Raw genomic sequence first — 21,851 nt, forward strand, 5'->3', positions numbered from 1 at the left:
AACAGATGAGTATCTTAATTAAACCTATAATCACAGAAAAAGCGACTGCTGATAGCGAGTTAAGAAACTGCTACACTTTCGAGGTGAATACAAAGGCGAACAAGATAGAAATTAAAAATGCGGTTGAAGCTGCATATGGTGTTTCTGTTGAAAAAGTTCGTACAATAAATATCCGTCCAGATAGAAATACTAAGTACACAAAAACTGGTATTCAACATGGTAAAACTAATGCTAAGAAAAAAGCATTAGTACAACTGGCGGAAGGTGAAATGATTGATTTATACAGTAACATGTAATTAGACAAAAATGTCAGTAAGAAAATTAAAACCAATCACACCAGGACAGCGTTTTAGAGTAGTAAATGGGTATGACGCCATAACTACTGATAAGCCGGAAAAAAGTTTACTTGTTCCGAATAAAAGGTCTGGTGGTAGAAACAGTCAAGGAAAAATGACCATGCGCTATATTGGTGGTGGTCATAAAAGAAAGTATCGTATTATCGATTTTAAACGTAATAAAACTGGAATTCCAGCGGAAGTTAAGTCTATCGAGTACGATCCAAACAGAACAGCTTTTATCGCATTATTGAATTATCAAGATGGTGAGAAAAGATACATTATTGCTCAAAATGGTTTACAAGTTGGTCAAAATGTAGTGTCTGGTACAGAAGGAATTGCTCCTGAAATAGGAAATGCAATGCCACTAAGTGAAATTCCATTAGGTACAATAATCTCTTGTTTAGAGTTGCGTCCAGGTCAAGGTGCCGTTATGGCTCGTAGTGCTGGTGCATTTGCTCAATTAATGGCAAGAGATGGTAAGTTTGCTACGGTAAAATTACCTTCTGGAGAAACACGCTTAATTCTTGTAACGTGTATGGCTACAATAGGTGTAGTATCGAATTCAGATCACCAATTACTTGTTGGTGGTAAAGCAGGTAGAACGCGCTGGTTAGGACGTCGTCCAAGAACTAGACCAGTAGTAATGAACCCAATCGATCACCCAATGGGTGGTGGTGAAGGACGTGCTTCAGGTGGTCACCCACGCTCTAGAAACGGTATTCCAGCTAAAGGATTTAGAACACGTTCTAAAACTAAAGCAAGTAATAAATATATTGTAGAACGTAGAAAGAAATAAGACATGGCAAGATCATTAAAAAAAGGACCTTACGTTCATTATAAATTAGAAAGAAAAGTAGCTGCTAATGTAGAGGCTAACAAAAAAACAGTTATCAAAACTTGGTCAAGAGCTAGTATGATAACTCCAGATTTTGTAGGACAAACTATAGCAGTGCATAATGGCCGTCAATTTGTTCCTGTTTATGTAACAGAAAACATGGTAGGTCATAAATTAGGAGAATTTTCACCAACACGTTCATTCCGTGGGCATGCAGGTGCTAAAAATAAAGGTAAAAAGTAGTAAGCTATGGGAAGTCGTAAAAAACAAATGGCAGACGCTATTAAGGAAGCAAAGAAGCAAGTTGCTTTTGCAAAACTTAATAACTGTCCTACATCACCAAGAAAAATGCGCTTAGTAGCCGATTTAGTAAGAGGTGAAAAGGTAGAAAATGCACTAAATATCTTAAAATTCAATCAGAAGGAAGCTTCAGGTCGTTTAGAAAAGTTATTACTTTCGGCTATTGCTAACTGGCAAGCTAAAAACGAAGATGCTGATATTGAATCTGCTGAATTATTCGTAAAAGAGATTAGAGTAGATGGCGGATCTATGTTAAAAAGATTACGTCCAGCTCCTCAAGGTCGTGCACATAGAATTAGAAAACGTTCTAACCACGTAACATTAGTGGTTGGTGCTAACAATAACACACAAAGCTAAGATAGAAGTATGGGACAAAAAACAAATCCAATCGGAAATCGCTTAGGTATTATCAGAGGATGGGAATCTAACTGGTACGGAGGTAATGATTATGGAGATAAGCTTGCCGAAGACGATAAAATTAGAAAATACGTTCACGTACGTCTTTCTAAAGCTAGTGTAAGTAGAGTAATTATTGAGCGTACGCTTAAACTTGTAACCGTTACTATCACTACAGCTCGCCCAGGTATCATAATTGGTAAAGGCGGACAAGAGGTAGACAAGTTAAAAGAAGAGCTTAAGAAAATTACTGGTAAAGAAGTTCAGATTAACATCTTTGAAATTAAAAGACCTGAACTAGATGCGTTTTTAGTAGCATCAAGTATTGCAAGACAAATAGAAAATCGTATTTCTTATCGTCGTGCAATCAAAATGGCTATTGCTGCTACAATGCGTATGAACGCTGAAGGAATTAAAATCCAAATTAGTGGTCGTTTAAATGGTGCTGAAATGGCACGTTCTGAACACTACAAAGAAGGACGTATTCCTTTATCAACCTTTAGAGCCGATATTGATTATGCTTTAGTTGAAGCACACACTACTTATGGTAGATTAGGTGTAAAAGTATGGATCATGAAAGGTGAAGTATATGGTAAAAGAGAGCTTTCTCCGCTTGTAGGTTTATCTAAAAAGCAAGGAAAAGGTGGCGCTGGACGCGGAAACAAAGGACCTCGTCGCAGTAGAAAGTAATTTTTTATAAAGTAAAGAAACATGTTACAGCCTAAAAGAACAAAATTTCGTAAGCAGCAAAAAGGACGTATGAAAGGAAATGCCGGAAGAGGGCACCAACTTTCAAACGGAACTTTTGGAATAAAAGCATTAGACTCTGTATTTATAACATCACGTCAAATTGAAGCAGCACGTATTGCCGCTACACGTTACATGAAAAGAGAAGGGCAACTTTGGATTAAAATATTTCCGGACAAGCCAATTACAAAAAAGCCTCTTGAAGTACGTATGGGTAAAGGTAAAGGTGCCGTAGAATTATGGGTAGCTGTTGTAAAACCAGGAAGAGTACTTTTTGAAATAGGTGGTGTGCCATTAGACGTGGCTAAAGAAGCATTACGTCTTGCAGCACAAAAACTACCAGTTAAAACTAAGTTTTTAATCGCTAGAGATTACGAAGCATAATAATTTAAGATTATGAAACAATCAGAAATTAAAGAATTATCTGTTGCTGAGTTACAAGAAAAACTTAGTGAAGTAAAAAAGAGTTATTCAGACCTAAAATTGGCTCATGCAATTTCTCCTTTAGAAAATCCAATTCAATTACGTAGTGCAAGACGCACTGTTGCAAGAATTGCGACCGAATTAACTAAAAGAGATTCACAATAATTCTGCTTAAATATGGAAACAAGAAATTTAAGAAAAGAACGTATAGGAGTTGTTACAAGTAACAAAATGCAGAAATCGATTGTGGTTTCTGAGGTGAAAAAAGTAAAACACCCTATGTATGGAAAGTTCGTGTTAAAAACAAAAAAATATGTTGCGCACGACGAGAAAAATGACTGCAACGAAGGAGATACTGTAAGAATCATGGAAACAAGACCTTTAAGTAAATCTAAATGTTGGAGATTAGTTGAAATAATTGAAAGAGCGAAATAATTATGGTACAGCAAGAATCAAGATTAAAAGTAGCAGATAACACTGGAGCAAAAGAGGTTTTAACCATTCGTGTTCTAGGTGGTACTAAAAGAAGATACGCTTCTGTTGGTGATAAAATTGTAGTTTCTGTTAAAGATGCTACACCAAACGGTAACATTAAAAAAGGTGCCGTATCAACTGCAGTAGTAGTTCGTACTGTAAAAGAAGTAAGAAGACCAGATGGATCTTATATTAGATTCGACGATAACGCTTGTGTATTATTAAACCCAGCGGGTGAGATGAGAGGTACACGTGTATTTGGTCCTGTTGCTAGAGAACTTCGTGATAAACAATTCATGAAAATTGTATCATTAGCACCAGAAGTGCTTTAATACATTATTAAGATGACAAAGCTTAAAATTAAAACTGGAGATACCGTAAAAGTAATAGCTGGAGATCATAAAGGTTCGGAAGGTAAAGTACAGAAGGTATTAATAGAAAAAAACAAAGCCATTGTTGAGGGTGTAAATTTGGTTAAGAAACACACTAAACCAAGTGCTCAAAACCCGCAAGGTGGTATTGTAGAGAAGGAAGCGCCAATTCACATCTCTAACTTATCGTTGTTAACTGCTAAAGGTGAAACAACTCGTGTAGGTTACAGAGTAGAAGGTGATAAGAAAGTGAGATTCTCAGTAAAATCTAATGAAGTAATATAGTTATGGCATATTCACCTAGACTTAAAGAAGAGTATAAAAGCAAAGTAATTGCAGCTCTTACAGACGAATTTGGATATCAAAATGTAATGCAAGTTCCAAAATTACAAAAGATAGTAATATCTAAAGGTGTTGGTGCTGCAGTTGCAGATAAGAAATTAATCGACTACGCTGTAGAAGAATTAACTACAATATCTGGACAAAAAGCCGTAGCAACTTTATCTAAAAAAGACGTTGCTTCTTTTAAATTACGTAAAGGCATGCCTATTGGCGCTAAAGTAACTTTACGTGGTGAAAGAATGTACGAATTCTTAGATAGATTAGTAACTTCTGCTTTACCTCGTGTAAGAGATTTTAACGGAATTAAAGCTACAGGTTTCGATGGTCGTGGTAACTACAACTTAGGAATCACAGAACAAATTATCTTCCCTGAAATAAATATCGATAAGGTAAACAAAATTTCAGGTATGGATATTACATTTGTAACTTCTGCCGAAACAGATAAAGAAGCAAAATCATTATTAACCGAATTAGGATTACCTTTTAAAAAGAACTAAGATATGGCTAAAGAATCAATGAAAGCCCGTGAGGTAAAAAGAGCTAAAACAGTTGCTAAGTATGCTGAGAAACGTAAAGCTTTAAAAGAAGCTGGCGATTACGAAGCATTACAAAAGTTACCTAAAAATGCTTCGCCTATTCGCATGCATAATAGATGTAAGCTTACAGGAAGACCTAAAGGTTACATGAGAAACTTTGGTATTTCTCGTGTTATGTTTAGAGAAATGGCTAACAAAGGCTTAATCCCAGGGGTTAAAAAAGCTAGTTGGTAAAAAAAGAATTATAAATTGGTTTTAGGTTCAAGAGAAAGAGTTTCTTGAAAACCACTACCGCAAATTAATAAATATGTATACAGATCCAATCGCGGATTATCTTACTAGAATTAGAAACGCAGTGCGTGCTAACCACAGAGTGGTTGAGATTCCTGCTTCTAATTTAAAGAAAAACATAACTAAAATATTATTCGAGCAAGGATATATTTTAAGTTATAAGTTTGATGATTCAACTGTACAGGGAACAATTAAAATTGCTCTTAAGTACAACAAAGAAACAAAAGAACCAGTAATTAAAAAGCTTCAACGCATTAGTACTCCAGGTTTACGTAAGTATGCTGGTGCCGATGAGTTACCAAGAATTCTTAATGGTTTAGGTATTGCCATCGTTTCTACATCTCATGGTGTAATGACAGGTAAACAAGCCAAAAAAGAAAATGTAGGTGGCGAAGTTTTATGTTACGTTTACTAATTTTAAAACCTAAAAGAAATGTCAAGAATAGGAAAAAATCCAGTAGCCATTCCAGAAGGTGTAACAGTTAGTGTTAAAGATAACGCTGTAACTGTAAAAGGAAAATTAGGAGAATTAACTCAAAGTTTCGATACAGTTGAAATTGCAGTAGAAGATGCAAACGTAGTTGTTTCTCGTTCTGCTGAAACTAAAGATCACAAAGCTAAACACGGTTTATATAGAGCGTTAATTGCTAACATGATTGATGGTGTATCAAAAGGGTGGACTAAAGAATTAGAATTGGTTGGTGTAGGTTATAGAGCATCAAACCAAGGACAAAAGTTAGACCTTGCTATAGGTTTCTCACACAATATCGTTATGGACATTGCTCCAGAAGTTAAAGTGGAAACTGTTTCAGAAAAAGGTAAGAATCCAATTGTAAAACTAACTTCTTTTGACAAACAACTTGTTGGTCAAGTAGCTGCTAAAATACGTGGCTTTAGAAAACCTGAACCTTACAAAGGAAAAGGTATTAAGTTTGTTGGTGAGGAAATTAGAAGAAAAGCAGGTAAATCAGCTTAATAAATTTAGTTATGGCATTAACAAAGAACGAAAGAAGATTAAGAATAAAAAACAGAATTCGTAAGGTTGTTTCTGGTACAGAAGCAAGACCTAGATTAGCTGTTTACAGAAGTAATAAAGAAATTTATGCTCAAATAGTTGACGATGTAACTGGTGTAACACTAGGATCGGCATCTTCAAGAGATAAAAGTATAGATACTGCTAAAGTTAATAAAGTTGAAGCTGCTAAATTAGTAGGTAAGGCTATAGCTGAGAAAGCACTTAAAGCAGGTATAGAAACTATCGCTTTCGATAGAGGTGGTTATTTATATCATGGTAGAGTAAAATCATTAGCTGAAGGAGCTAGAGAAGCAGGACTTAAATTCTAAGATATTATGTTTCAAAAATATAAAAGCGCAGAGTTAGTAAAACCAAGTGGATTAGATCTTAAAGATCGTTTAGTTGGTGTACAGAGAGTTACAAAAGTAACTAAAGGTGGTAGAGCATTTGGTTTCTCGGCAATCGTTGTGGTTGGTGATGAAGCTGGTGTTGTAGGACAAGGTTTAGGAAAGTCTAAAGACGTAGCTAGTGCGATTGCAAAAGCGGTTGAAGATGCTAAAAAGAACCTAGTTCGTATTCCAATTATTAAAGGAACTTTACCTCACGAGCAAAAAGGTAAATATGGTGGTGCAAGAGTAAACATTATTCCTGCAGCTCCTGGTACAGGTGTAATTGCCGGTGGTGCTGTAAGAACAGTATTAGAAGCCGTTGGTGTACATGATGTATTATCTAAATCTCAAGGGTCTTCAAATCCGCATAACGTAGTAAAGGCAACTTTTGATGCTTTATTACAATTAAGAGATGCGAAAACTATTGCAAAGGATAGAGGGATTTCACTTGAACAAGTTTTTAACGCTTAATAAGAATCAGAAATGGCAAAGATTAAAGTAACAAAAGTTAAAAGCGCAATCAATCGTACGTTAAGACAAAAAAGAACTTTAGAAGCTCTTGGTCTTAGAAAGATTGGACAAGTAAAAGAATTTGAAGCTACACCAAACATTCTTGGTATGGTTGCAAAAGTGTCACATTTAGTTTCTGTAGAAGAAGCTTAAAAAATAAAACTGAAAAATGGATTTAAGTAATTTAAAACCTGCACAAGGTTCAGTAAAAAGCCAAGGAAAGCGCGTAGGTCGTGGTCAAGGTTCTGGTAAAGGTGGTACCGCTACACGTGGTCACAAAGGAGCAAAATCGCGTTCTGGTTATTCTAAGAAATTAGGTTTTGAAGGTGGGCAAATGCCGCTTCAAAGACGTGTTCCTAAGTTTGGTTTTACAAACATTAACCGCGTGGAGTATCAAGGTGTAAACTTAGACACTTTACAACAATTGGTTGATGACAAGAAAATTAATGATACTGTAGATTTTGAATCATTATTCGCAAACCGTTTAGTTGGTAAAAACGATTTAGTAAAAATATTAGGTCGTGGTGAATTAAAAGCAAAATTAAAAGTATCTGCTCATAAGTTTACTGCTTCCGCTAAAGCTGCTATTGAAGCCGCAGGTGGTGAAGCTGTAACAATTTAAGACATTTTATAAGTATGAAGTTTATAGAATCAATAAAAAATGTTTGGAAAATTGAAGAACTAAGAAACCGTATAGTAGTTACTTTAACGTTATTATTAGTTTATCGATTTGGTGCTCAAGTAGTTTTACCTGGTATTGACGCTGCTCAATTAGGCGGCTTATCTGATAGTACAGATAGCGGTTTATTAGGCTTACTTAATGCGTTTACAGGTGGAGCGTTTGCAAATGCATCGGTATTTGCACTTGGTATTATGCCTTACATTTCTGCTTCTATTGTTGTTCAATTAATGGGAATTGCAATTCCTTATTTACAAAAATTACAAAAAGAAGGAGCTAGTGGTCAGAAAAAAATAACACAAATAACACGTTGGTTAACCATCGCTATTTGTTTATTACAAGCACCAGGTTATTTAGCTAGTTTACCCGCATTAGGTATTCCTCAGAGCGCCTTTTTATTAGGAACTGGATTTACTTTTTATTTCTCTTCTGTTTCTATATTAGTAACGGGATGTATTTTTGCGATGTGGTTAGGTGAAAAAATTACCGATAAGGGAATTGGTAATGGTATTTCATTATTAATTATGGTTGGTATTATCGCTACTTTACCACAAGCATTTTTACAAAACGCAGCTACTAGATTAGAAGGTAATAACGTTATGTTAATTCTTTTCGAACTTGTAATTTGGTTTGTAATAATATTAGCATCTATTATGTTAGTAATGGGTGTTCGTAAAATTGCGGTTCAATATGCAAGAAGAACGGCTACTGGAGGTTACGAAAAGGCGGCAGTTGCTGGTTCTAGACAGTACATACCATTAAAATTAAATGCTTCTGGTGTAATGCCAATTATATTTGCTCAAGCTATTATGTTTGTGCCTGGATTAATTGGAGGATCTTCTTTTTTAAAAGATACCAGTTTTGGAGCATGGTTAACTACAAATTATTCTGATTTATTCGGATTTACATACAACCTAACATTTGCTTTATTAATTATTGTGTTTACATATTTTTATACGGCAATTACGGTTCCAACTAATAAAATGGCCGACGATTTAAAACGTAGCGGTGGTTTTATTCCAGGTATCCGTCCAGGTTCTGAAACTTCGGAGTATTTAGATAAAATCATGTCTCAAATTACCTTACCAGGTTCTATATTTTTAGCTTTAATTGCAATATTCCCTGCATTTATAGTTAAACTTATGGGAGTTCAACAAACATGGGCTATGTTTTTTGGTGGCACATCCTTGTTAATTATGGTCGGGGTTGCTATAGACACTATGCAACAAATAAATTCTTATTTGTTAAATAGACACTATGATGGTTTGATGAAAACTGGTAAAAATAGAAAGGCAGTAGCTTAATTATTATACTATGGCAAAACAAGCAGCAATAGAGCAAGACGGAACAATTATTGAAGCATTATCTAATGCAATGTTTCGTGTAGAATTAGAAAATGGTCACATTGTGACTGCGCATATATCTGGTAAAATGCGTATGCATTATATTAAATTATTACCAGGGGATAAAGTAAAATTAGAAATGAGTCCTTATGATTTAACTAAGGCTCGTATAACCTATAGATACTAAGACTCATGAAAGTAAGAGCATCAGTAAAGAAAAGAAGCGCAGATTGTAAAATAGTGCGTAGAAAAGGTAGACTTTACGTAATTAACAAAAAGAATCCTAGATTTAAGCAAAGACAAGGATAAAAAAAATAATGGTCATTAGTAATTAGACGTTAGATGAATCTGTTTGAAATAGAAATGTTTAGGATTCTAACAACTAAAAGCTAACAACTAAAAACTAAAATCAATATGGCAAGAATTGCAGGTGTAGACATACCAAAAAACAAAAGAGGAGTTATCTCTTTAACTTATATCTACGGTGTAGGTAGAAGCAGAGCAAAAGAAATTTTAGCTACAGCTAAAGTTGATGAAAGTACCAAAGTTCAAGATTGGACTGACGATGATATTAGCGGTATTCGTGAAGCTATCGCAGCCTTTACTATTGAAGGTGAGTTACGTTCTGAAACTCAATTAAACATTAAGCGTTTAATGGATATCGGTTGTAATAGAGGTATTCGTCACAGAGCGGGGCTTCCTTTAAGAGGACAACGTACTAAGAATAACTCTAGAACAAGAAAAGGTAAAAGAAAAACTGTTGCTAACAAGAAAAAAGCATAAGTAAAATAATTTAACAGTCATTAGTTCATTAGTATTTGGACGTTAGAAGAATCTGTTTGAAATGTAAAAGTTTAGGATTCCAATAACTAAAAGCTAGCAACTAAAAACTAAAAGAATATGGCAAAAACAAGCACAAAAAAACGTAAAGTTATTGTTGAGTCTGTAGGTGAAGCTCACGTTACAGCATCATTTAACAATATCATTATCTCACTTACCAATAAAAATGGAGACGTTATTTCATGGTCTTCTGCCGGTAAAATGGGATTTAGAGGTTCAAAGAAAAACACACCTTATGCAGCGCAATTAGCTGCTGAAGATGCTGCAGGCGTAGCTTCGGAAGCAGGTTTAAAGAAAGTAAAGGTATACGTTAAAGGACCAGGTAATGGTAGAGAATCTGCCATCCGTTCAATCCATAATGCAGGTATCGAAGTTACAGAAATTATCGACGTAACTCCATTACCACATAACGGTTGTCGTCCTCCAAAACGTCGTAGAGTATAATTACATTTTAATGTAAGTTAAATAAATATCAGCTATTTATAGCTGATATTTGTTTTTTTATGTACATTTGCAAACCGAAAAAAATAATATAAACAAGTATCAACGAGAGAAATACGTTTGTCGAAGGATAAGATTAAGACCTTAATTCACAAATTCTCTCATAATTTAATTTTAAAATGGCAAGATATACTGGTCCTAAAACTAAAATAGCTCGTAAGTTTGGCGAAGCTATCTTTGGAGACGATAAGTCTTTCGAAAAAAGAAATTACCCTCCTGGGCAACACGGAAACAACCGTCGTCGTGGTAAAAAATCTGAATACGCTATCCAATTAATGGAAAAGCAAAAAGCTAAATATACTTACGGTATTTTAGAGCGTCAATTTAGAGGCTTATTTAAAAAAGCTAGAGCTGCACAAGGAATTACTGGTGAAGTTTTATTACAACTTTGTGAATCTAGATTAGACAACGTTGTTTTCCGTATGGGAATTGCTCCAACAAGAAGTGGTGCAAGACAATTAGTATCTCACAGACACATTACAGTTAATGGTGAATTGGTTAACATTCCTTCTTATCAATTAAAAGCTGGTGATGTTGTTGCTGTAAGAGAAAAATCTAAATCTTTAGAAGCTATTGAAAGATCATTAGCGAACTCAAGTAATGTTTTTGAGTGGATTACTTGGAACAACGATACCAAACAAGGAACTTACGTTTCTGTTCCTCAAAGAATTCAGATTCCAGAAAACATTAACGAGCAATTCATTGTCGAATTATACTCTAAATAATAATTAACAATCATTGGTATTTGGCCAAAGGGTTTATTCGTACTTCTTCAAACTTATAAACCGCGCAACCAAATAACAATTAAAACGAAGAAAAACTATGGCAGTATTTAATTTTCAAAAGCCTGATAAAGTAATCATGATCGATTCTACTGATTTCGAAGGTAAATTCGAATTCAGACCACTAGAACCAGGTTATGGTTTAACAGTTGGTAACGCATTAAGACGTGTGTTATTATCTTCTTTAGAAGGTTTTGCAATTACATCGGTACGCATCGAAAGTGTAGATCACGAATTCTCAACCATCGCAGGCGTTGTAGAAGATGTTACTGAAATTATTTTAAATTTAAAGCAAGTACGTTTTAAAAGACAAATTGATGATATCGATAATGAATCGGTTTCAATTTCAATTTCTGGTCAAGACCGTATTACTGCTGGCGATTTTCAAAAGTTTATTTCAGGTTTCCAAGTATTAAACACAGAATTAGTAATCTGTAACTTAGATCCTAAGGTTAATTTAAATCTTGAAATTACAATTGAAAAAGGTAGAGGTTATGTTCCTGCCGAAGAAAATAAAAAAGCTTCTGCACCAATAGGAACTATTTTTACAGATTCAATTTATACGCCAATTAAAAACGTTAAGTATAGTATTGAAAACTATCGTGTAGAACAGAAAACTGATTATGAAAAGTTAGTTTTTGAAATTTTTACAGATGGTTCAATCACGCCACAAGACGCTTTAACAGAAGCTGCTAAAACATTAATTCACCACTTCATGTTATTCTCTGATGAGCGTATCACTTTAGAAGCTGATGAAATTGCACAAACTGAAACTTATGATGAAGAATCACTTCACATGAGACAGTTACTGAAAACTAAGTTAGTCGATATGGATTTATCTGTACGTGCACTTAACTGTTTAAAAGCTGCAGAAGTAGATACTTTAGGAGATTTAGTATCATTCAATAAAAACGACTTAATGAAGTTCCGTAACTTTGGTAAAAAGTCTTTAACCGAGCTAGAAGAATTAGTAAACGTTAAAGGTTTAAACTTCGGAATGGACTTAAGCAAATATAAATTAGATAAAGATTAATTTTATTAACTCCTTTATAATTTGCTCTCCTAACAGGATATAGTAGCAAGATAGAGGTTTAAAACAAAAGTCATGAGACACGGAAAAAAAGTAAACCATTTAGGTAGAAAAACAGCTCACAGAAAAGCAATGTTAGCTAATATGGCATGTTCTTTAATAGAGCACAAACGTATTAACACTACTGTAGCAAAAGCAAAAGCTTTAAAACAATTTGTTGAGCCGTTAGTAACAAAGTCTAAAGAAGATACAACACATAACAGACGTATTGTTATGTCTCGCTTAAGACAAAAAGATGCTGTTACCGAACTTTTTAGAGAAGTAGCTACAAAAGTGGCCGACAGACCAGGTGGTTATACACGTATTATTAAATTAGGAAATCGTTTAGGTGATAATGCCGATATGGCGATGATTGAGTTAGTAGATTATAACGAAATTTACAACGCAGACAAGCCTAAGAAGAAATCAACAAGAAGAAGTAGACGAGGCGGTTCTAAACCTGCTGCAACTGCTCCAGTTGAAACGGAAGCTTCAAACGAAGAAGAATAAAACGGAATTTAAAAAGATAAGCCAAAAGCTTATCTTTTTTTTATTAATTAAAAACTGTAATATATGTTAAAAAAAATCACATGCTATTTAGTACTTTTTGGAACCTTAAATTGTTTAGCTCAAACTAATTTAGGAACAAATGGATTAGGAGGTAATTCTAGGGAATCATCAAGCTTGTTTTCTGGTATGAAAGCAACAACTTATCATACTAATTTTAATGATAGAGACGGTAATAATATTGAGGGAACTCCATATTTATTTAGTCAGTGGAATAAACAGGCTAAAATATGGTTTGGGGAAAAAACTTTTGTTATTGATGCTGTAAACTATAACATTAAAGATGAAAGATTTGAGGTTAAATTTGATGACGATTCTATTTTTGTTTTAAGCCCAGAAATTAACAAGTTAAAACAAATAGCTATTGATTTGCTGGTTTTTAAGCCATTTCATAGTAACGAATTAAATACCGACGACTTCTATCAAGTATTATTAGATGAAAATAGTTTTTCATTGTTATCAAAATATAAGATTAAAATAACTCCTGGTAGTATGGACCCGTTAACTAAGCAGTATTTAACGCCAAAACAATATGCATCTGAAAAAGAGTTTTACTTAAGAACAGTTGCTGACGAAAAAATAAAACCTATTAAATTGAAAAAATCAGGGGTTTTAAAATTGATTCAAAGTAATTACACAAGTCAGGTTAAAAGTTTTGCCAAAAAGGAGAAGTTGAAATACAACGAAATATCCGATGTCAAAAAAATATTCAGTTATTATTTTTCTATTAAAAGTTAAAAAAGAAAGGATAAACTATTTTAGTTTGTCCTTTTTTTTTATCAATTTTGTGAAACTTTTTTTTAAATGAGATATCAAAAACGACAAAAGGCCATAGTTCTATTAGCGGATGGCACTATTTTTCACGGTAAGGCAGTAGCAAACAAACAAGGTACTGCATTTGGCGAAGTTTGTTTTAACACAGGAATGACTGGTTATCAGGAGATTTTTACAGATCCTTCGTATTTCGGTCAAATTATGGTTACAACAAATGCCCATATCGGAAATTATGGAACAAATACAGATGAAGTTGAATCGAACTCTGTAAAAATTGCAGGTTTAATTGTAAAAAACTTTAGTTACGATTATTCAAGGGATGCAGCCGATGCGTCATTAGAAGAATTTTTAAATAAAAATAACCTTTTAGCAATTTCAGATGTTGATACACGTGCACTTGTAAGTTATATTAGAGAGCATGGTGCAATGAATGCCATAATTTCAACAGAAGTTGATAATATCGAAGGTCTTAAAAAACAACTTGCTGAAGTGCCAAATATGGAAGGTTTAGAATTGGCTTCAAAAGTGTCAACTAAAGAACCATATTATTACGGCGACGAAAATGCAACTTATAAAGTGGCAGCCTTAGATATTGGAATTAAAACTAACATATTACGTAACATTGCAAAACGAGATGTTTATATTAAAGTGTTTCCTTATAATTCTAAATTCGAAGATTTAGAAGCGTTTAAGCCAGATGGTTATTTCTTGTCAAACGGACCTGGAGATCCAGAACCGTTAGTTGAAGCTCAGGAAGTAGCCAAGGAAATTATAAAAAGGAACTTACCATTATTTGGTATTTGTTTAGGTCATCAAGTTATTGCATTAGCTAATGGTGTTTCTACTTACAAAATGTATAACGGGCATCGTGGTATAAATCACCCAGTTAAAAATTTAATAACGGGTAAAGGTGAAATTACTTCTCAAAACCATGGATTCGCCATTAATAGAGAAGAAACAGAAGCAAATAAAGACTTAGAAATTACTCATGTGCATTTAAATGATAATACCATTGCAGGTATTGCCATGAAAGATAAAAATTGTTTCTCGGTACAATATCACCCAGAGGCTAGTCCTGGACCACACGATTCGTCGTATTTGTTCGATCAATTTATAGAAAATATTAAAAAATAGTTTAAAAAACCTCAAAGCAGTTCGTTGTTTTTGAGGTTTTTTTATTACTAAAACGTTATCGATATGTTTTTATGAAATTCTTTTGTAAAGCATGAAATAATAACAAGATTAAAACGTAAATTTGAATAAAATTAAGATTAAAATAAACTAATTATGAGTGTAATAGTTAATGTTCACGCAAGACAAATTTTAGATTCTAGAGGAAATCCTACTGTAGAAGTAGATGTAGTAACAGAAAACGATGTTTTAGGTAGAGCCGCAGTGCCATCTGGTGCATCAACAGGAGAACACGAAGCCGTTGAGTTAAGAGATGGTGGTAATACCTATATGGGTAAAGGTGTTTTAAAAGCTGTTGAAAATGTTAACGCTATTATTGCTCAGGAATTATTAGGTGTTTCGGTTTTCGAGCAAAACCTAATAGATAAAATAATGATTGAATTAGATGGTACATCTAATAAATCAAAATTAGGAGCTAATGCCATTTTAGGTGTTTCTTTAGCAGTAGCTAAAGCAGCCGCAGGAGAGCTTGGTTTACCTTTATACAGATATGTTGGTGGTGTTTCTGCAAATACATTACCTGTACCAATGATGAATATTATTAATGGAGGTTCACATAGTGATGCGCCAATTGCATTCCAAGAGTTTATGGTTATGCCAGTTAAAGCTAAAAACTTTACGCACGCTATGCAAATGGGAACCGAAATTTTTCATAACCTTAAAAAAGTATTACACGACCGTAATTTAAGTACAGCTGTAGGCGACGAAGGTGGTTTTGCACCAACTTTAGATGGTACAGAAGATGCTATTGAAACTATAGCAAAAGCTGTTGAAAATGCTGGTTATAAATTTGGAGATGAAGTAATGATAGCATTAGATTGTGCTTCGGCAGAGTTTTATGTTGATGGAAAATACGATTATGCTAAGTTTGAAGGAGAAACAGGCGTTGTAAGATCAAGTAAAGAACAAGCAGATTATTTGGCCGAATTAGTAGAAAAATATCCTATTATTTCTATTGAAGATGGTATGGATGAAAACGACTGGGATGGTTGGAAATATTTAACCGAACTTGTTGGAGATAAAGTACAATTAGTTGGCGACGATTTATTTGTAACAAACGTAGAGCGTTTATCTAAAGGAATAGATAACGGTATTGCAAATTCAATTTTAATTAAAGTAAACCAAATTGGTACTTTAACCGAAACTATTGCCGCTGTAAATATGGCGCATAACGCTGGTTATACTTCTGTAATGTCTCACCGTTCTGGAGAAACTGAAGATAATACTATTGCAGATTTAGCAGTAGCATTAAACACTGGCCAAATTAAAACGGGTTCTGCTTCACGTAGTGACCGTATGGCAAAATACAACCAATTATTACGTATCGAAGAAGAATTAGGTGACGTTGCTTATTTTCCAGGTAAAAATGCTTTTAAAATAAAGTAAAACAACTTAAAATTTATACTAAAAAGCGGTTATTATTATAATAATCGCTTTTTTTATGCTCTTTTTTGTAGCAATACAAAAAATTGGTAAACCAATATTAATATATCTTTAAAAATCGAACCTAATTTTGTACTTTAGCGTTCGGCAAAATAAAACTTAAAATAATACTAAATTAAACATGGCAAATACTGCTACAATTGAAATTAACGGGCAAAAAAATGAGTTCCCGTTATACACAGGAACTGAAAATGAAGTTGCAATAGATATCTCGAAACTTAGAGGCACTACTGGTGGTGTAACAACCATCGATCCTGGTTATAAAAATACAGGATCTTGTGTTAGTGGCATTACCTTTTTAGATGGTGAGAAAGGAATTTTAAGGTACCGAGGCTATAGCATTGAAGAATTAGCAGAAAAAGCCGATTTTTTAGAAGTAGCATATCTTTTAATTTTTGGAGATCTTCCAACAACCGCCGAATTAGATAAATTTCATGCAGATATTAAAAAGCATGCTGTTGTTGATGATGATGTGAAAAAGATTTTAGATGCTTTTCCAAAATCTGCGCATCCAATGGGGGTTTTGTCTTCATTAACAAGTGCATTAACGGCATTTAACCCGTCTTCTGTTAACGTTGAGTCTGAAGAAGAAATGTACAACGCTATTGTTCGTATATTAGGTAAATTCCCAATTTTAGTTGCTTGGACTATGCGTAAAAAATTAGGGTTGCCGCTTTATTACGGAGATTCATCTTTAGGATACGTTGAAAACATTTTAAAAATGATGTTTAAACAACCTAATGAAGATAAGTATACACAAAATCCAATTTTAGTAAACGCTTTAGATAAACTATTAATTCTTCATGCCGATCACGAACAAAACTGTTCTACTTCTACAGTAAGAATTGTTGGTTCTTCGCATGCTGGATTGTTTGCGTCTTTATCTGCAGGTATCTCTGCGCTTTGGGGACCACTTCACGGAGGTGCAAACCAAGCGGTATTAGAAATGCTTGAAGCTATTAAAGAAGATGGTGGCGATACAAAAAAATACATGGGAAAAGCTAAAGACAAAGCCGATCCTTTCCGTTTAATGGGCTTCGGACATCGTGTTTATAAAAATTTCGATCCTAGAGCTAAAATTATTAAAGTTGCTGCCGATGAAGTTTTAGGAGATTTAGGTGTTCAAGATCCAATTTTAGATATCGCTAAAGGTTTAGAAAAAGAAGCTTTAGAAGACCAATACTTTGTAGATCGAAAATTATATCCAAACGTCGATTTCTATTCAGGTATAATTTATCGTGCTATGGGTATTCCAGTTGATATGTTTACAGTTATGTTCGCATTAGGCCGTTTACCTGGTTGGATTGCACAATGGAGAGAAATGCGTTTACGTAAAGAACCAATTGGACGTCCAAGACAAGTTTATATTGGTGAAAATGAAAGAGCTTTTAAGGCTATTGCCGACAGATAAAAATTAGTTTTAAAATAAAACTTTAAAATATAAAGCTTCATAAGTCAGTTCTTATGAAGCTTTTTTATATTTACAATATGTTAAAACTAAATATTAAAAACGAAACATCTCGATTGCGCGCAGTTATTTTAGGAACAGCAGCAAGCAATGGTCCTGTACCAAAGCTCGAAGATTGCTACGATCCTAAAAGTAGAGAACATGTAAAAGCCGGTACTTATCCTACCGAGCAAGCTATGGTGCAAGAAATAGAAGAAGTTGCAAATGTTTTTAATAAGTATAATGTGCAAGTTTTTAGGCCAGAGGTTATAAAAGATTGCAATCAAATTTTTTCTCGAGATATTGCTTTTGTTATTGAAGATAAAATAATTCGAGCTAATATTTTGCCAAATCGAGAAGCCGAAGTTGAAGCCATTAAGCATGTTTGGGATAAAGTGGCACCCGAAAATAGAATTATACTTCCAGAAGATTGTCACGTAGAAGGTGGAGACGTTATGCCGTGGAATGAATATATTTTTATTGGCACTTATTCTGGAGCAGATTACCCCAATTACATTACAGCAAGAACCAATAGGGCGGCTGTTTTGGCTATACAAGAATTGTTTCCTAATAAAATAGTTAAGTCGTTCGAGCTTCGAAAATCTAATACTAATGCTAAAGAAAATGCTTTGCATTTGGACTGTTGTTTTCAACCACTAGGAAAAGGTAAAGCTATAATTCATAAAAATGGATTTTTAATAGAAGAAGAATATAATTGGCTAATTAATTTCTTCGGAATTAAAAATATTTTCGAAATAACTAAGGAGGAAATGTATCATATGAACAGTAATGTATTTTCCATTTCTGAAGAGGTTATAATTTCAGAAAAAAACTTTACAAGGTTAAACAGTTGGCTTCGCTCTGAAGGTTTTATAGTAGAAGAAGTTTCTTATGCCGAAATTGCTAAACAAGAAGGATTACTGCGTTGTTCTACTTTACCATTAATTAGAGATTAGGGTACTTAAAATCTCTAAGCATAACATATTCCTAAATTAAACAAATCAAAACGTGTTAAAAGAAAGTTATTAATGTAGCTGAATAAAACATGTTTGGTAAGGCCTATGCCAATACTTATTAAACTAATTTGCCGGTAAGTAAAAAGCAATCTCTTTTTTAATCAAATAATGGATATATTTAATTTAGCGGTATCTTCCAAAGATGACTAATTATGGTCAATCTTTTATAAAATCATCAGCATTATTAATTATGTAAGTAAATTATTAGTAGATTTTACTATTAACGAAAAGATGCGGCTTTTAACAAAAAAAAATAAAATACGATTAAAAAGTTGGTAAAACGTTTAACTTAGTTCTGTTTCAAATTAATCTAACTTCAAAATTCTCTCAATTAAAATTTTTAATGAAAATTAGTTACAAGCTTTCTTTCGGAACTATAAATGTATTAGAGCCCAATTTGGCGGAAGTGATAGTAAACGAAGGAATAATTTTTAATGAAATTATGGTAGATGAATACCATGACTTTTTATTAACTGTCCTAAAACCGCCATTTAGTCTTTTAATAAATAAAATAAATTCTTACTCGTACACTTATGGTGCACAGCAAATATTTTGTGATTTAAGCGAAATTCATGCAATAGGTGTTATGGTTTGGTCTTCTGCTAGTTTATTAGCTATCGATACATTAAAAAGTATAAATAATCATAAAGGGTGGAATATCAAATCATTTAGAGATAGAGATGAAGCTATTTCATGGTTAAAAAAAGGGCTAGATACGGTTTCTCAAACGTTATAGTTTAAATCTTACTCATTTAATTTTTGGTTGGTTTGTGTGGCCGTATTTTAAGCTTAAATTTGCAACAATAAATATCGTGTCATGACAAATTTTTTTAGAAAGCAGCGTCCAAACGTTAAAAACGACATTTTAAGCGGAATAACAGTCTCCTTGGCTATGATTCCTGAAGTAGTGGCCTTTGCTTTTGTGGCTCAAATCGATCCTTTAATGGCATTATCTGGGGCTTTTATAATTGGTTTAATTACAGCTATTTTTGGTGGTCGTCCAGGTTTAATTTCTGGAGCAGCTGGTGCGGTAGCCGTAATTTTTGTTCACATGATTGCCGAAGGGCACACCAAGGGCATGCTTATGGATACACCAATAGAAAACATGGGCTTCTTCTATTTAATGGCTTGTGTAATTCTTATGGGAATTATTCAAATATTAGCAGGTGTTTTAAAACTAGGACGATTTGTTCGTTTAATTCCGCATCCTGTAATGATGGGGTTTGTAAACGGTTTATCTATCGTAATTTTCATGGCACAGGTAAAAATGTTTTCACATAAAACGTTGCAAGTTTCTAGTGCTGGAGTAAAAGAATATATTAGTCATTACATGCAAGGTACGGAGCTTTACACCATGATTGGCTTAGTGCTTTTAACTATGGGAATTATTTGGGGTTTACCAAAATTAACCAAAAAGTTACCAGCAGCCTTAACGGCTATAATAATTACTTCGCTAATTGTAATTGGTTTTAATTTAGATGTTACTACAGTTGGTTCGTATATTATTGAAGGTGGCGGAACAGGTTTAAAAGGCGAGTTTCCTACACCCAATATCGAGCTTTGGCAAAACTTACCTATAAATTTTGACACTTTAAAGTTTATTGCACTACCTGCATTTTTAGCGGCATCGGTTGGTTTAATTGAAACTTTAATGACTATGAATTTAGTAGATGAAATAACCGAAACTAGAGGAAACGGAAATCGTGAATGTGTTGCCCAAGGCGCCGGAAATATTATGTCTGGGTTATTTGGTGGAACCGGAGGTTGTGGAATGATTGGGCAAACTGTTATTAATATAAATGCTGGCGGACGCGGAAGATTATCTGGAATTATGATGGCGGTTACGTTATTATCGTTTATTCTTTTTGCAGATAAACTTATTGAAATGGTGCCCATTGCTGCTTTAGTAGGCGTTATGTTTATGATGGTTATCGAAACTTTTGCTTGGTCTAGTTTTCGTATATTAAAGAAAATACCTTTATCTGATGCTGTTGTATTAATTACAGTATCGTTAGTTACTGTTTTTGTAGATTTAGCCGTGGCTGTTTTTGTTGGGGTTATTATTTCTGCCTTATCTTTTGCTTGGGAAAATGCTAAACGTATTCGAGCTAGAAAGCGCATGCGAGAAGACGGTACAAAAGTTTACGAAATTTGGGGACCATTATTTTTTGGGTCGATTCAGGCATTTAATGAAAAGTTTGATGTGAAAACAGATCCAGACAAGGTGGAAATTGATTTTGTAGAATCAAGAGTAAGCGATCATTCTGCTATTGAAGCTATTTTTAATTTAGTTGAAAAATATGAAGCAGCCGGAAAAAAAATAAAGTTGAAGCATTTAAGTGAAGATTGCAAAGTACTTCTTTATAAATCCAGTCCTAAATTTAAAGAGGTGATTATTGAAGATGTTGAAGATCCGCGCTATCATTTAGCAGCAAATCCAGAACAATTCCCTAAACCATTATCGCATTATAAATTATAATATAAAAAAAGCATCTTTTAAAGATGCTTTTTTTATTTCTATTAGGAATTGATTTGCTATTTCAAAGCCTTTAAAGCTTCAATAATTTCATCAGGTTCAGATCTGGTTCTGTAGTCAACATTAACATAGTTCCATGTAACAATACCCTCTTTATTAATAATAAAGGTTCCTGGTATAGGCAACACATTTGCATTACCGTTATTTATCTCTTTTAAATCAAGATTTCTATCTACGCGCATATGTTCCATTAAAAACTCAGGAACTTCCCATGCAACACCATAGTTTTTAGCTGTTTTAGCATCTTGATCAGACAAAACAGTAAATTCCATATTGCTCATTTCATTCTCTGTAAGCGACCCGTCTGGTACTTCTGGACTAACCGCAACTAAAGTGGCTCCTAAATCTTCAATTTCGTTTAATTTCGCTTGTAAAGCTCGAAGTTGTAAGTTACAATAAGGGCACCAACTACCACGGTAAAAGGTTAACACAACAGGCCCGTTGTTTAATAAATTATATAGAGAAATAGTATCGCCTTTTGCATTAGGTAAATTAAAATCAGGAGCTTTTTCTCCAACTTTTAATGCATCAGCGCCTTCTTCAAAAGCTTTAGCTTTACTAATTACTTCATCAACGCCAGCCATAAAACTTGGTTTAGCTTTACGTCCTGCAGCTATTTTAGCATCGGTTTGCTCTCTTAATGTTTTCATGCGTTTTTTTGTGGCAAGATAATTATAAATTAAGGCTGGAGTGAGA

Annotated in this window: 34 protein-coding genes; 33 read left to right on the forward strand and 1 reads right to left on the reverse strand. The window is 33.8% G+C overall.

What is annotated here, in order from left to right; translation table 11 throughout:
* The first annotated feature begins 5 nt into the window (after positions 1-5).
* The 33 genes from rplW to LG651_RS05915 all read left to right on the forward strand — a co-directional run bounded on the left by rplW (position 6) and on the right by LG651_RS05915 (position 21,098).
* Positions 6-296, forward strand: coding sequence for a 50S ribosomal protein L23 (rplW, locus tag LG651_RS05755; RefSeq protein WP_044631097.1), 291 nt, complete (start codon positions 6-8; stop codon positions 294-296).
* A gap of 10 nt (positions 297-306) precedes the next feature.
* Positions 307-1,134 carry a 50S ribosomal protein L2 gene (rplB, locus tag LG651_RS05760; RefSeq protein ID WP_044626936.1) on the forward strand — a complete coding sequence of 276 codons (828 nt, stop codon included), beginning with the start codon at positions 307-309 and terminating at the stop codon, positions 1,132-1,134.
* 3 nt (positions 1,135-1,137) lie between these two features.
* Positions 1,138-1,416: a 30S ribosomal protein S19 gene (gene rpsS, locus LG651_RS05765; RefSeq protein ID WP_013869040.1), complete on the forward strand. Its 279-nt coding sequence runs from the start codon at positions 1,138-1,140 to the stop codon at positions 1,414-1,416.
* A gap of 6 nt (positions 1,417-1,422) precedes the next feature.
* Complete coding sequence (gene rplV, locus LG651_RS05770; RefSeq protein ID WP_226695199.1) at positions 1,423-1,830, forward strand: 50S ribosomal protein L22; 408 nt, start codon at positions 1,423-1,425, stop codon at positions 1,828-1,830.
* Positions 1,831-1,839: 9 nt separating this feature from the next.
* Positions 1,840-2,559 (forward strand): 30S ribosomal protein S3, encoded by a 720-nt coding sequence (rpsC, locus tag LG651_RS05775; RefSeq protein WP_044626934.1) that lies wholly within the window; start codon positions 1,840-1,842, stop codon positions 2,557-2,559.
* Between the two features lie 21 nt (positions 2,560-2,580).
* Complete coding sequence (rplP, locus tag LG651_RS05780; protein WP_044626933.1) at positions 2,581-3,000, forward strand: 50S ribosomal protein L16; 420 nt, start codon at positions 2,581-2,583, stop codon at positions 2,998-3,000.
* A gap of 12 nt (positions 3,001-3,012) precedes the next feature.
* Entirely contained in the window at positions 3,013-3,204 is a 192-nt protein-coding gene (gene rpmC / locus LG651_RS05785) for a 50S ribosomal protein L29 (RefSeq protein ID WP_044626932.1), read from the forward strand.
* A 12-nt stretch (positions 3,205-3,216) separates the two neighbouring features.
* Positions 3,217-3,474, forward strand: a complete 258-nt coding sequence (rpsQ, locus tag LG651_RS05790; protein WP_044626931.1) for a 30S ribosomal protein S17 — start codon at positions 3,217-3,219, stop codon at positions 3,472-3,474.
* 2 nt (positions 3,475-3,476) lie between these two features.
* Entirely contained in the window at positions 3,477-3,845 is a 369-nt protein-coding gene (gene rplN, locus LG651_RS05795; protein ID WP_027138502.1) for a 50S ribosomal protein L14, read from the forward strand.
* 12 nt (positions 3,846-3,857) lie between these two features.
* On the forward strand, positions 3,858-4,169 hold the full coding sequence (gene rplX / locus LG651_RS05800) for a 50S ribosomal protein L24 (RefSeq protein WP_226695200.1): 312 nt from the start codon (positions 3,858-3,860) through the stop codon (positions 4,167-4,169).
* Between the two features lie 2 nt (positions 4,170-4,171).
* Complete coding sequence (rplE, locus tag LG651_RS05805; protein ID WP_226543758.1) at positions 4,172-4,723, forward strand: 50S ribosomal protein L5; 552 nt, start codon at positions 4,172-4,174, stop codon at positions 4,721-4,723.
* Positions 4,724-4,726: 3 nt separating this feature from the next.
* Positions 4,727-4,996: a 30S ribosomal protein S14 gene (rpsN, locus tag LG651_RS05810; protein ID WP_044626928.1), complete on the forward strand. Its 270-nt coding sequence runs from the start codon at positions 4,727-4,729 to the stop codon at positions 4,994-4,996.
* Positions 4,997-5,069: 73 nt separating this feature from the next.
* Positions 5,070-5,468, forward strand: coding sequence for a 30S ribosomal protein S8 (rpsH, locus tag LG651_RS05815; protein WP_044626927.1), 399 nt, complete (start codon positions 5,070-5,072; stop codon positions 5,466-5,468).
* Positions 5,469-5,486: 18 nt separating this feature from the next.
* The gene (rplF, locus tag LG651_RS05820) at positions 5,487-6,029 is read left to right on the forward strand and encodes a 50S ribosomal protein L6 (RefSeq protein ID WP_226695201.1); all 543 of its coding nucleotides are present in this window, start codon (positions 5,487-5,489) and stop codon (positions 6,027-6,029) included.
* Positions 6,030-6,040: 11 nt separating this feature from the next.
* Positions 6,041-6,397, forward strand: a complete 357-nt coding sequence (rplR, locus tag LG651_RS05825) for a 50S ribosomal protein L18 (RefSeq protein ID WP_044626925.1) — start codon at positions 6,041-6,043, stop codon at positions 6,395-6,397.
* A 6-nt stretch (positions 6,398-6,403) separates the two neighbouring features.
* Complete coding sequence (gene rpsE, locus LG651_RS05830; protein WP_044631107.1) at positions 6,404-6,928, forward strand: 30S ribosomal protein S5; 525 nt, start codon at positions 6,404-6,406, stop codon at positions 6,926-6,928.
* A gap of 12 nt (positions 6,929-6,940) precedes the next feature.
* Positions 6,941-7,120 (forward strand): 50S ribosomal protein L30, encoded by a 180-nt coding sequence (rpmD, locus tag LG651_RS05835; protein WP_044626923.1) that lies wholly within the window; start codon positions 6,941-6,943, stop codon positions 7,118-7,120.
* A gap of 16 nt (positions 7,121-7,136) precedes the next feature.
* On the forward strand, positions 7,137-7,589 hold the full coding sequence (gene rplO / locus LG651_RS05840) for a 50S ribosomal protein L15 (RefSeq protein ID WP_226695202.1): 453 nt from the start codon (positions 7,137-7,139) through the stop codon (positions 7,587-7,589).
* Between the two features lie 14 nt (positions 7,590-7,603).
* Positions 7,604-8,950 carry a preprotein translocase subunit SecY gene (gene secY, locus LG651_RS05845; RefSeq protein ID WP_044631110.1) on the forward strand — a complete coding sequence of 449 codons (1,347 nt, stop codon included), beginning with the start codon at positions 7,604-7,606 and terminating at the stop codon, positions 8,948-8,950.
* 10 nt (positions 8,951-8,960) lie between these two features.
* Positions 8,961-9,176: a translation initiation factor IF-1 gene (gene infA / locus LG651_RS05850; RefSeq protein ID WP_007094967.1), complete on the forward strand. Its 216-nt coding sequence runs from the start codon at positions 8,961-8,963 to the stop codon at positions 9,174-9,176.
* 5 nt (positions 9,177-9,181) lie between these two features.
* Entirely contained in the window at positions 9,182-9,298 is a 117-nt protein-coding gene (gene ykgO / locus LG651_RS05855; protein ID WP_013305171.1) for a type B 50S ribosomal protein L36, read from the forward strand.
* Between the two features lie 105 nt (positions 9,299-9,403).
* Positions 9,404-9,772 carry a 30S ribosomal protein S13 gene (rpsM, locus tag LG651_RS05860; RefSeq protein ID WP_044631111.1) on the forward strand — a complete coding sequence of 123 codons (369 nt, stop codon included), beginning with the start codon at positions 9,404-9,406 and terminating at the stop codon, positions 9,770-9,772.
* A gap of 117 nt (positions 9,773-9,889) precedes the next feature.
* Entirely contained in the window at positions 9,890-10,273 is a 384-nt protein-coding gene (rpsK, locus tag LG651_RS05865) for a 30S ribosomal protein S11 (RefSeq protein WP_044631112.1), read from the forward strand.
* A gap of 176 nt (positions 10,274-10,449) precedes the next feature.
* Positions 10,450-11,055: a 30S ribosomal protein S4 gene (gene rpsD, locus LG651_RS05870; RefSeq protein ID WP_226695203.1), complete on the forward strand. Its 606-nt coding sequence runs from the start codon at positions 10,450-10,452 to the stop codon at positions 11,053-11,055.
* Positions 11,056-11,152: 97 nt separating this feature from the next.
* Positions 11,153-12,145, forward strand: a complete 993-nt coding sequence (locus LG651_RS05875) for a DNA-directed RNA polymerase subunit alpha (protein ID WP_226695204.1) — start codon at positions 11,153-11,155, stop codon at positions 12,143-12,145.
* Between the two features lie 72 nt (positions 12,146-12,217).
* The gene (gene rplQ / locus LG651_RS05880) at positions 12,218-12,691 is read left to right on the forward strand and encodes a 50S ribosomal protein L17 (protein WP_226695205.1); all 474 of its coding nucleotides are present in this window, start codon (positions 12,218-12,220) and stop codon (positions 12,689-12,691) included.
* 63 nt (positions 12,692-12,754) lie between these two features.
* Positions 12,755-13,486 (forward strand): hypothetical protein, encoded by a 732-nt coding sequence (locus LG651_RS05885; protein ID WP_226695206.1) that lies wholly within the window; start codon positions 12,755-12,757, stop codon positions 13,484-13,486.
* 66 nt (positions 13,487-13,552) lie between these two features.
* Complete coding sequence (carA, locus tag LG651_RS05890) at positions 13,553-14,656, forward strand: glutamine-hydrolyzing carbamoyl-phosphate synthase small subunit (RefSeq protein ID WP_226695207.1); 1,104 nt, start codon at positions 13,553-13,555, stop codon at positions 14,654-14,656.
* 153 nt (positions 14,657-14,809) lie between these two features.
* Positions 14,810-16,099 (forward strand): phosphopyruvate hydratase, encoded by a 1,290-nt coding sequence (gene eno / locus LG651_RS05895; protein WP_226695208.1) that lies wholly within the window; start codon positions 14,810-14,812, stop codon positions 16,097-16,099.
* A gap of 178 nt (positions 16,100-16,277) precedes the next feature.
* Positions 16,278-17,567 (forward strand): citrate synthase, encoded by a 1,290-nt coding sequence (locus LG651_RS05900; protein ID WP_226695209.1) that lies wholly within the window; start codon positions 16,278-16,280, stop codon positions 17,565-17,567.
* Positions 17,568-17,644: 77 nt separating this feature from the next.
* Positions 17,645-18,559, forward strand: a complete 915-nt coding sequence (locus LG651_RS05905; RefSeq protein ID WP_226695601.1) for a dimethylarginine dimethylaminohydrolase family protein — start codon at positions 17,645-17,647, stop codon at positions 18,557-18,559.
* Positions 18,560-18,962: 403 nt separating this feature from the next.
* Complete coding sequence (locus tag LG651_RS05910; RefSeq protein ID WP_226695210.1) at positions 18,963-19,355, forward strand: hypothetical protein; 393 nt, start codon at positions 18,963-18,965, stop codon at positions 19,353-19,355.
* Between the two features lie 81 nt (positions 19,356-19,436).
* Positions 19,437-21,098, forward strand: a complete 1,662-nt coding sequence (locus LG651_RS05915; protein ID WP_226695211.1) for a SulP family inorganic anion transporter — start codon at positions 19,437-19,439, stop codon at positions 21,096-21,098.
* A 56-nt stretch (positions 21,099-21,154) separates the two neighbouring features.
* On the opposite strand, the gene LG651_RS05920 is transcribed toward LG651_RS05915, so the two are convergent.
* Positions 21,155-21,805, reverse strand: coding sequence for a peroxiredoxin-like family protein (locus LG651_RS05920; protein WP_226695212.1), 651 nt, complete (start codon positions 21,803-21,805; stop codon positions 21,155-21,157).
* Between the last annotated feature and the right edge of the window lie 46 nt (positions 21,806-21,851).

It is taken from the genome of Neotamlana sargassicola (assembly GCF_020523965.1).
GTDB lineage: Bacteria > Bacteroidota > Bacteroidia > Flavobacteriales > Flavobacteriaceae > Neotamlana > Neotamlana sargassicola.

Coding starts and splice junctions, on each gene's coding strand:
- secY (WP_044631110.1), top strand. CDS start 7,604: ATGAAGTTTATAGAATCAATAAAAAATGTTTGGAAAATTGAAGAACTA.
- rplW (WP_044631097.1), top strand. CDS start 6: ATGAGTATCTTAATTAAACCTATAATCACAGAAAAAGCGACTGCTGAT.
- rplB (WP_044626936.1), top strand. CDS start 307: ATGTCAGTAAGAAAATTAAAACCAATCACACCAGGACAGCGTTTTAGA.
- ykgO (WP_013305171.1), top strand. CDS start 9,182: ATGAAAGTAAGAGCATCAGTAAAGAAAAGAAGCGCAGATTGTAAAATA.
- rplE (WP_226543758.1), top strand. CDS start 4,172: ATGGCATATTCACCTAGACTTAAAGAAGAGTATAAAAGCAAAGTAATT.
- rplV (WP_226695199.1), top strand. CDS start 1,423: ATGGGAAGTCGTAAAAAACAAATGGCAGACGCTATTAAGGAAGCAAAG.
- rplN (WP_027138502.1), top strand. CDS start 3,477: ATGGTACAGCAAGAATCAAGATTAAAAGTAGCAGATAACACTGGAGCA.
- rpmC (WP_044626932.1), top strand. CDS start 3,013: ATGAAACAATCAGAAATTAAAGAATTATCTGTTGCTGAGTTACAAGAA.
- rpsC (WP_044626934.1), top strand. CDS start 1,840: ATGGGACAAAAAACAAATCCAATCGGAAATCGCTTAGGTATTATCAGA.
- LG651_RS05910 (WP_226695210.1), top strand. CDS start 18,963: ATGAAAATTAGTTACAAGCTTTCTTTCGGAACTATAAATGTATTAGAG.
- rpsQ (WP_044626931.1), top strand. CDS start 3,217: ATGGAAACAAGAAATTTAAGAAAAGAACGTATAGGAGTTGTTACAAGT.
- rpsE (WP_044631107.1), top strand. CDS start 6,404: ATGTTTCAAAAATATAAAAGCGCAGAGTTAGTAAAACCAAGTGGATTA.
- eno (WP_226695208.1), top strand. CDS start 14,810: ATGAGTGTAATAGTTAATGTTCACGCAAGACAAATTTTAGATTCTAGA.
- infA (WP_007094967.1), top strand. CDS start 8,961: ATGGCAAAACAAGCAGCAATAGAGCAAGACGGAACAATTATTGAAGCA.
- rplR (WP_044626925.1), top strand. CDS start 6,041: ATGGCATTAACAAAGAACGAAAGAAGATTAAGAATAAAAAACAGAATT.
- rplX (WP_226695200.1), top strand. CDS start 3,858: ATGACAAAGCTTAAAATTAAAACTGGAGATACCGTAAAAGTAATAGCT.
- rpmD (WP_044626923.1), top strand. CDS start 6,941: ATGGCAAAGATTAAAGTAACAAAAGTTAAAAGCGCAATCAATCGTACG.
- rplF (WP_226695201.1), top strand. CDS start 5,487: ATGTCAAGAATAGGAAAAAATCCAGTAGCCATTCCAGAAGGTGTAACA.
- LG651_RS05920 (WP_226695212.1), bottom strand. CDS start 21,805: ATGAAAACATTAAGAGAGCAAACCGATGCTAAAATAGCTGCAGGACGT.
- rpsS (WP_013869040.1), top strand. CDS start 1,138: ATGGCAAGATCATTAAAAAAAGGACCTTACGTTCATTATAAATTAGAA.
- rplP (WP_044626933.1), top strand. CDS start 2,581: ATGTTACAGCCTAAAAGAACAAAATTTCGTAAGCAGCAAAAAGGACGT.
- rpsM (WP_044631111.1), top strand. CDS start 9,404: ATGGCAAGAATTGCAGGTGTAGACATACCAAAAAACAAAAGAGGAGTT.
- rplQ (WP_226695205.1), top strand. CDS start 12,218: ATGAGACACGGAAAAAAAGTAAACCATTTAGGTAGAAAAACAGCTCAC.
- rpsN (WP_044626928.1), top strand. CDS start 4,727: ATGGCTAAAGAATCAATGAAAGCCCGTGAGGTAAAAAGAGCTAAAACA.
- LG651_RS05885 (WP_226695206.1), top strand. CDS start 12,755: ATGTTAAAAAAAATCACATGCTATTTAGTACTTTTTGGAACCTTAAAT.
- LG651_RS05900 (WP_226695209.1), top strand. CDS start 16,278: ATGGCAAATACTGCTACAATTGAAATTAACGGGCAAAAAAATGAGTTC.
- rplO (WP_226695202.1), top strand. CDS start 7,137: ATGGATTTAAGTAATTTAAAACCTGCACAAGGTTCAGTAAAAAGCCAA.
- rpsK (WP_044631112.1), top strand. CDS start 9,890: ATGGCAAAAACAAGCACAAAAAAACGTAAAGTTATTGTTGAGTCTGTA.
- LG651_RS05875 (WP_226695204.1), top strand. CDS start 11,153: ATGGCAGTATTTAATTTTCAAAAGCCTGATAAAGTAATCATGATCGAT.
- LG651_RS05915 (WP_226695211.1), top strand. CDS start 19,437: ATGACAAATTTTTTTAGAAAGCAGCGTCCAAACGTTAAAAACGACATT.
- carA (WP_226695207.1), top strand. CDS start 13,553: ATGAGATATCAAAAACGACAAAAGGCCATAGTTCTATTAGCGGATGGC.
- rpsH (WP_044626927.1), top strand. CDS start 5,070: ATGTATACAGATCCAATCGCGGATTATCTTACTAGAATTAGAAACGCA.
- LG651_RS05905 (WP_226695601.1), top strand. CDS start 17,645: ATGTTAAAACTAAATATTAAAAACGAAACATCTCGATTGCGCGCAGTT.
- rpsD (WP_226695203.1), top strand. CDS start 10,450: ATGGCAAGATATACTGGTCCTAAAACTAAAATAGCTCGTAAGTTTGGC.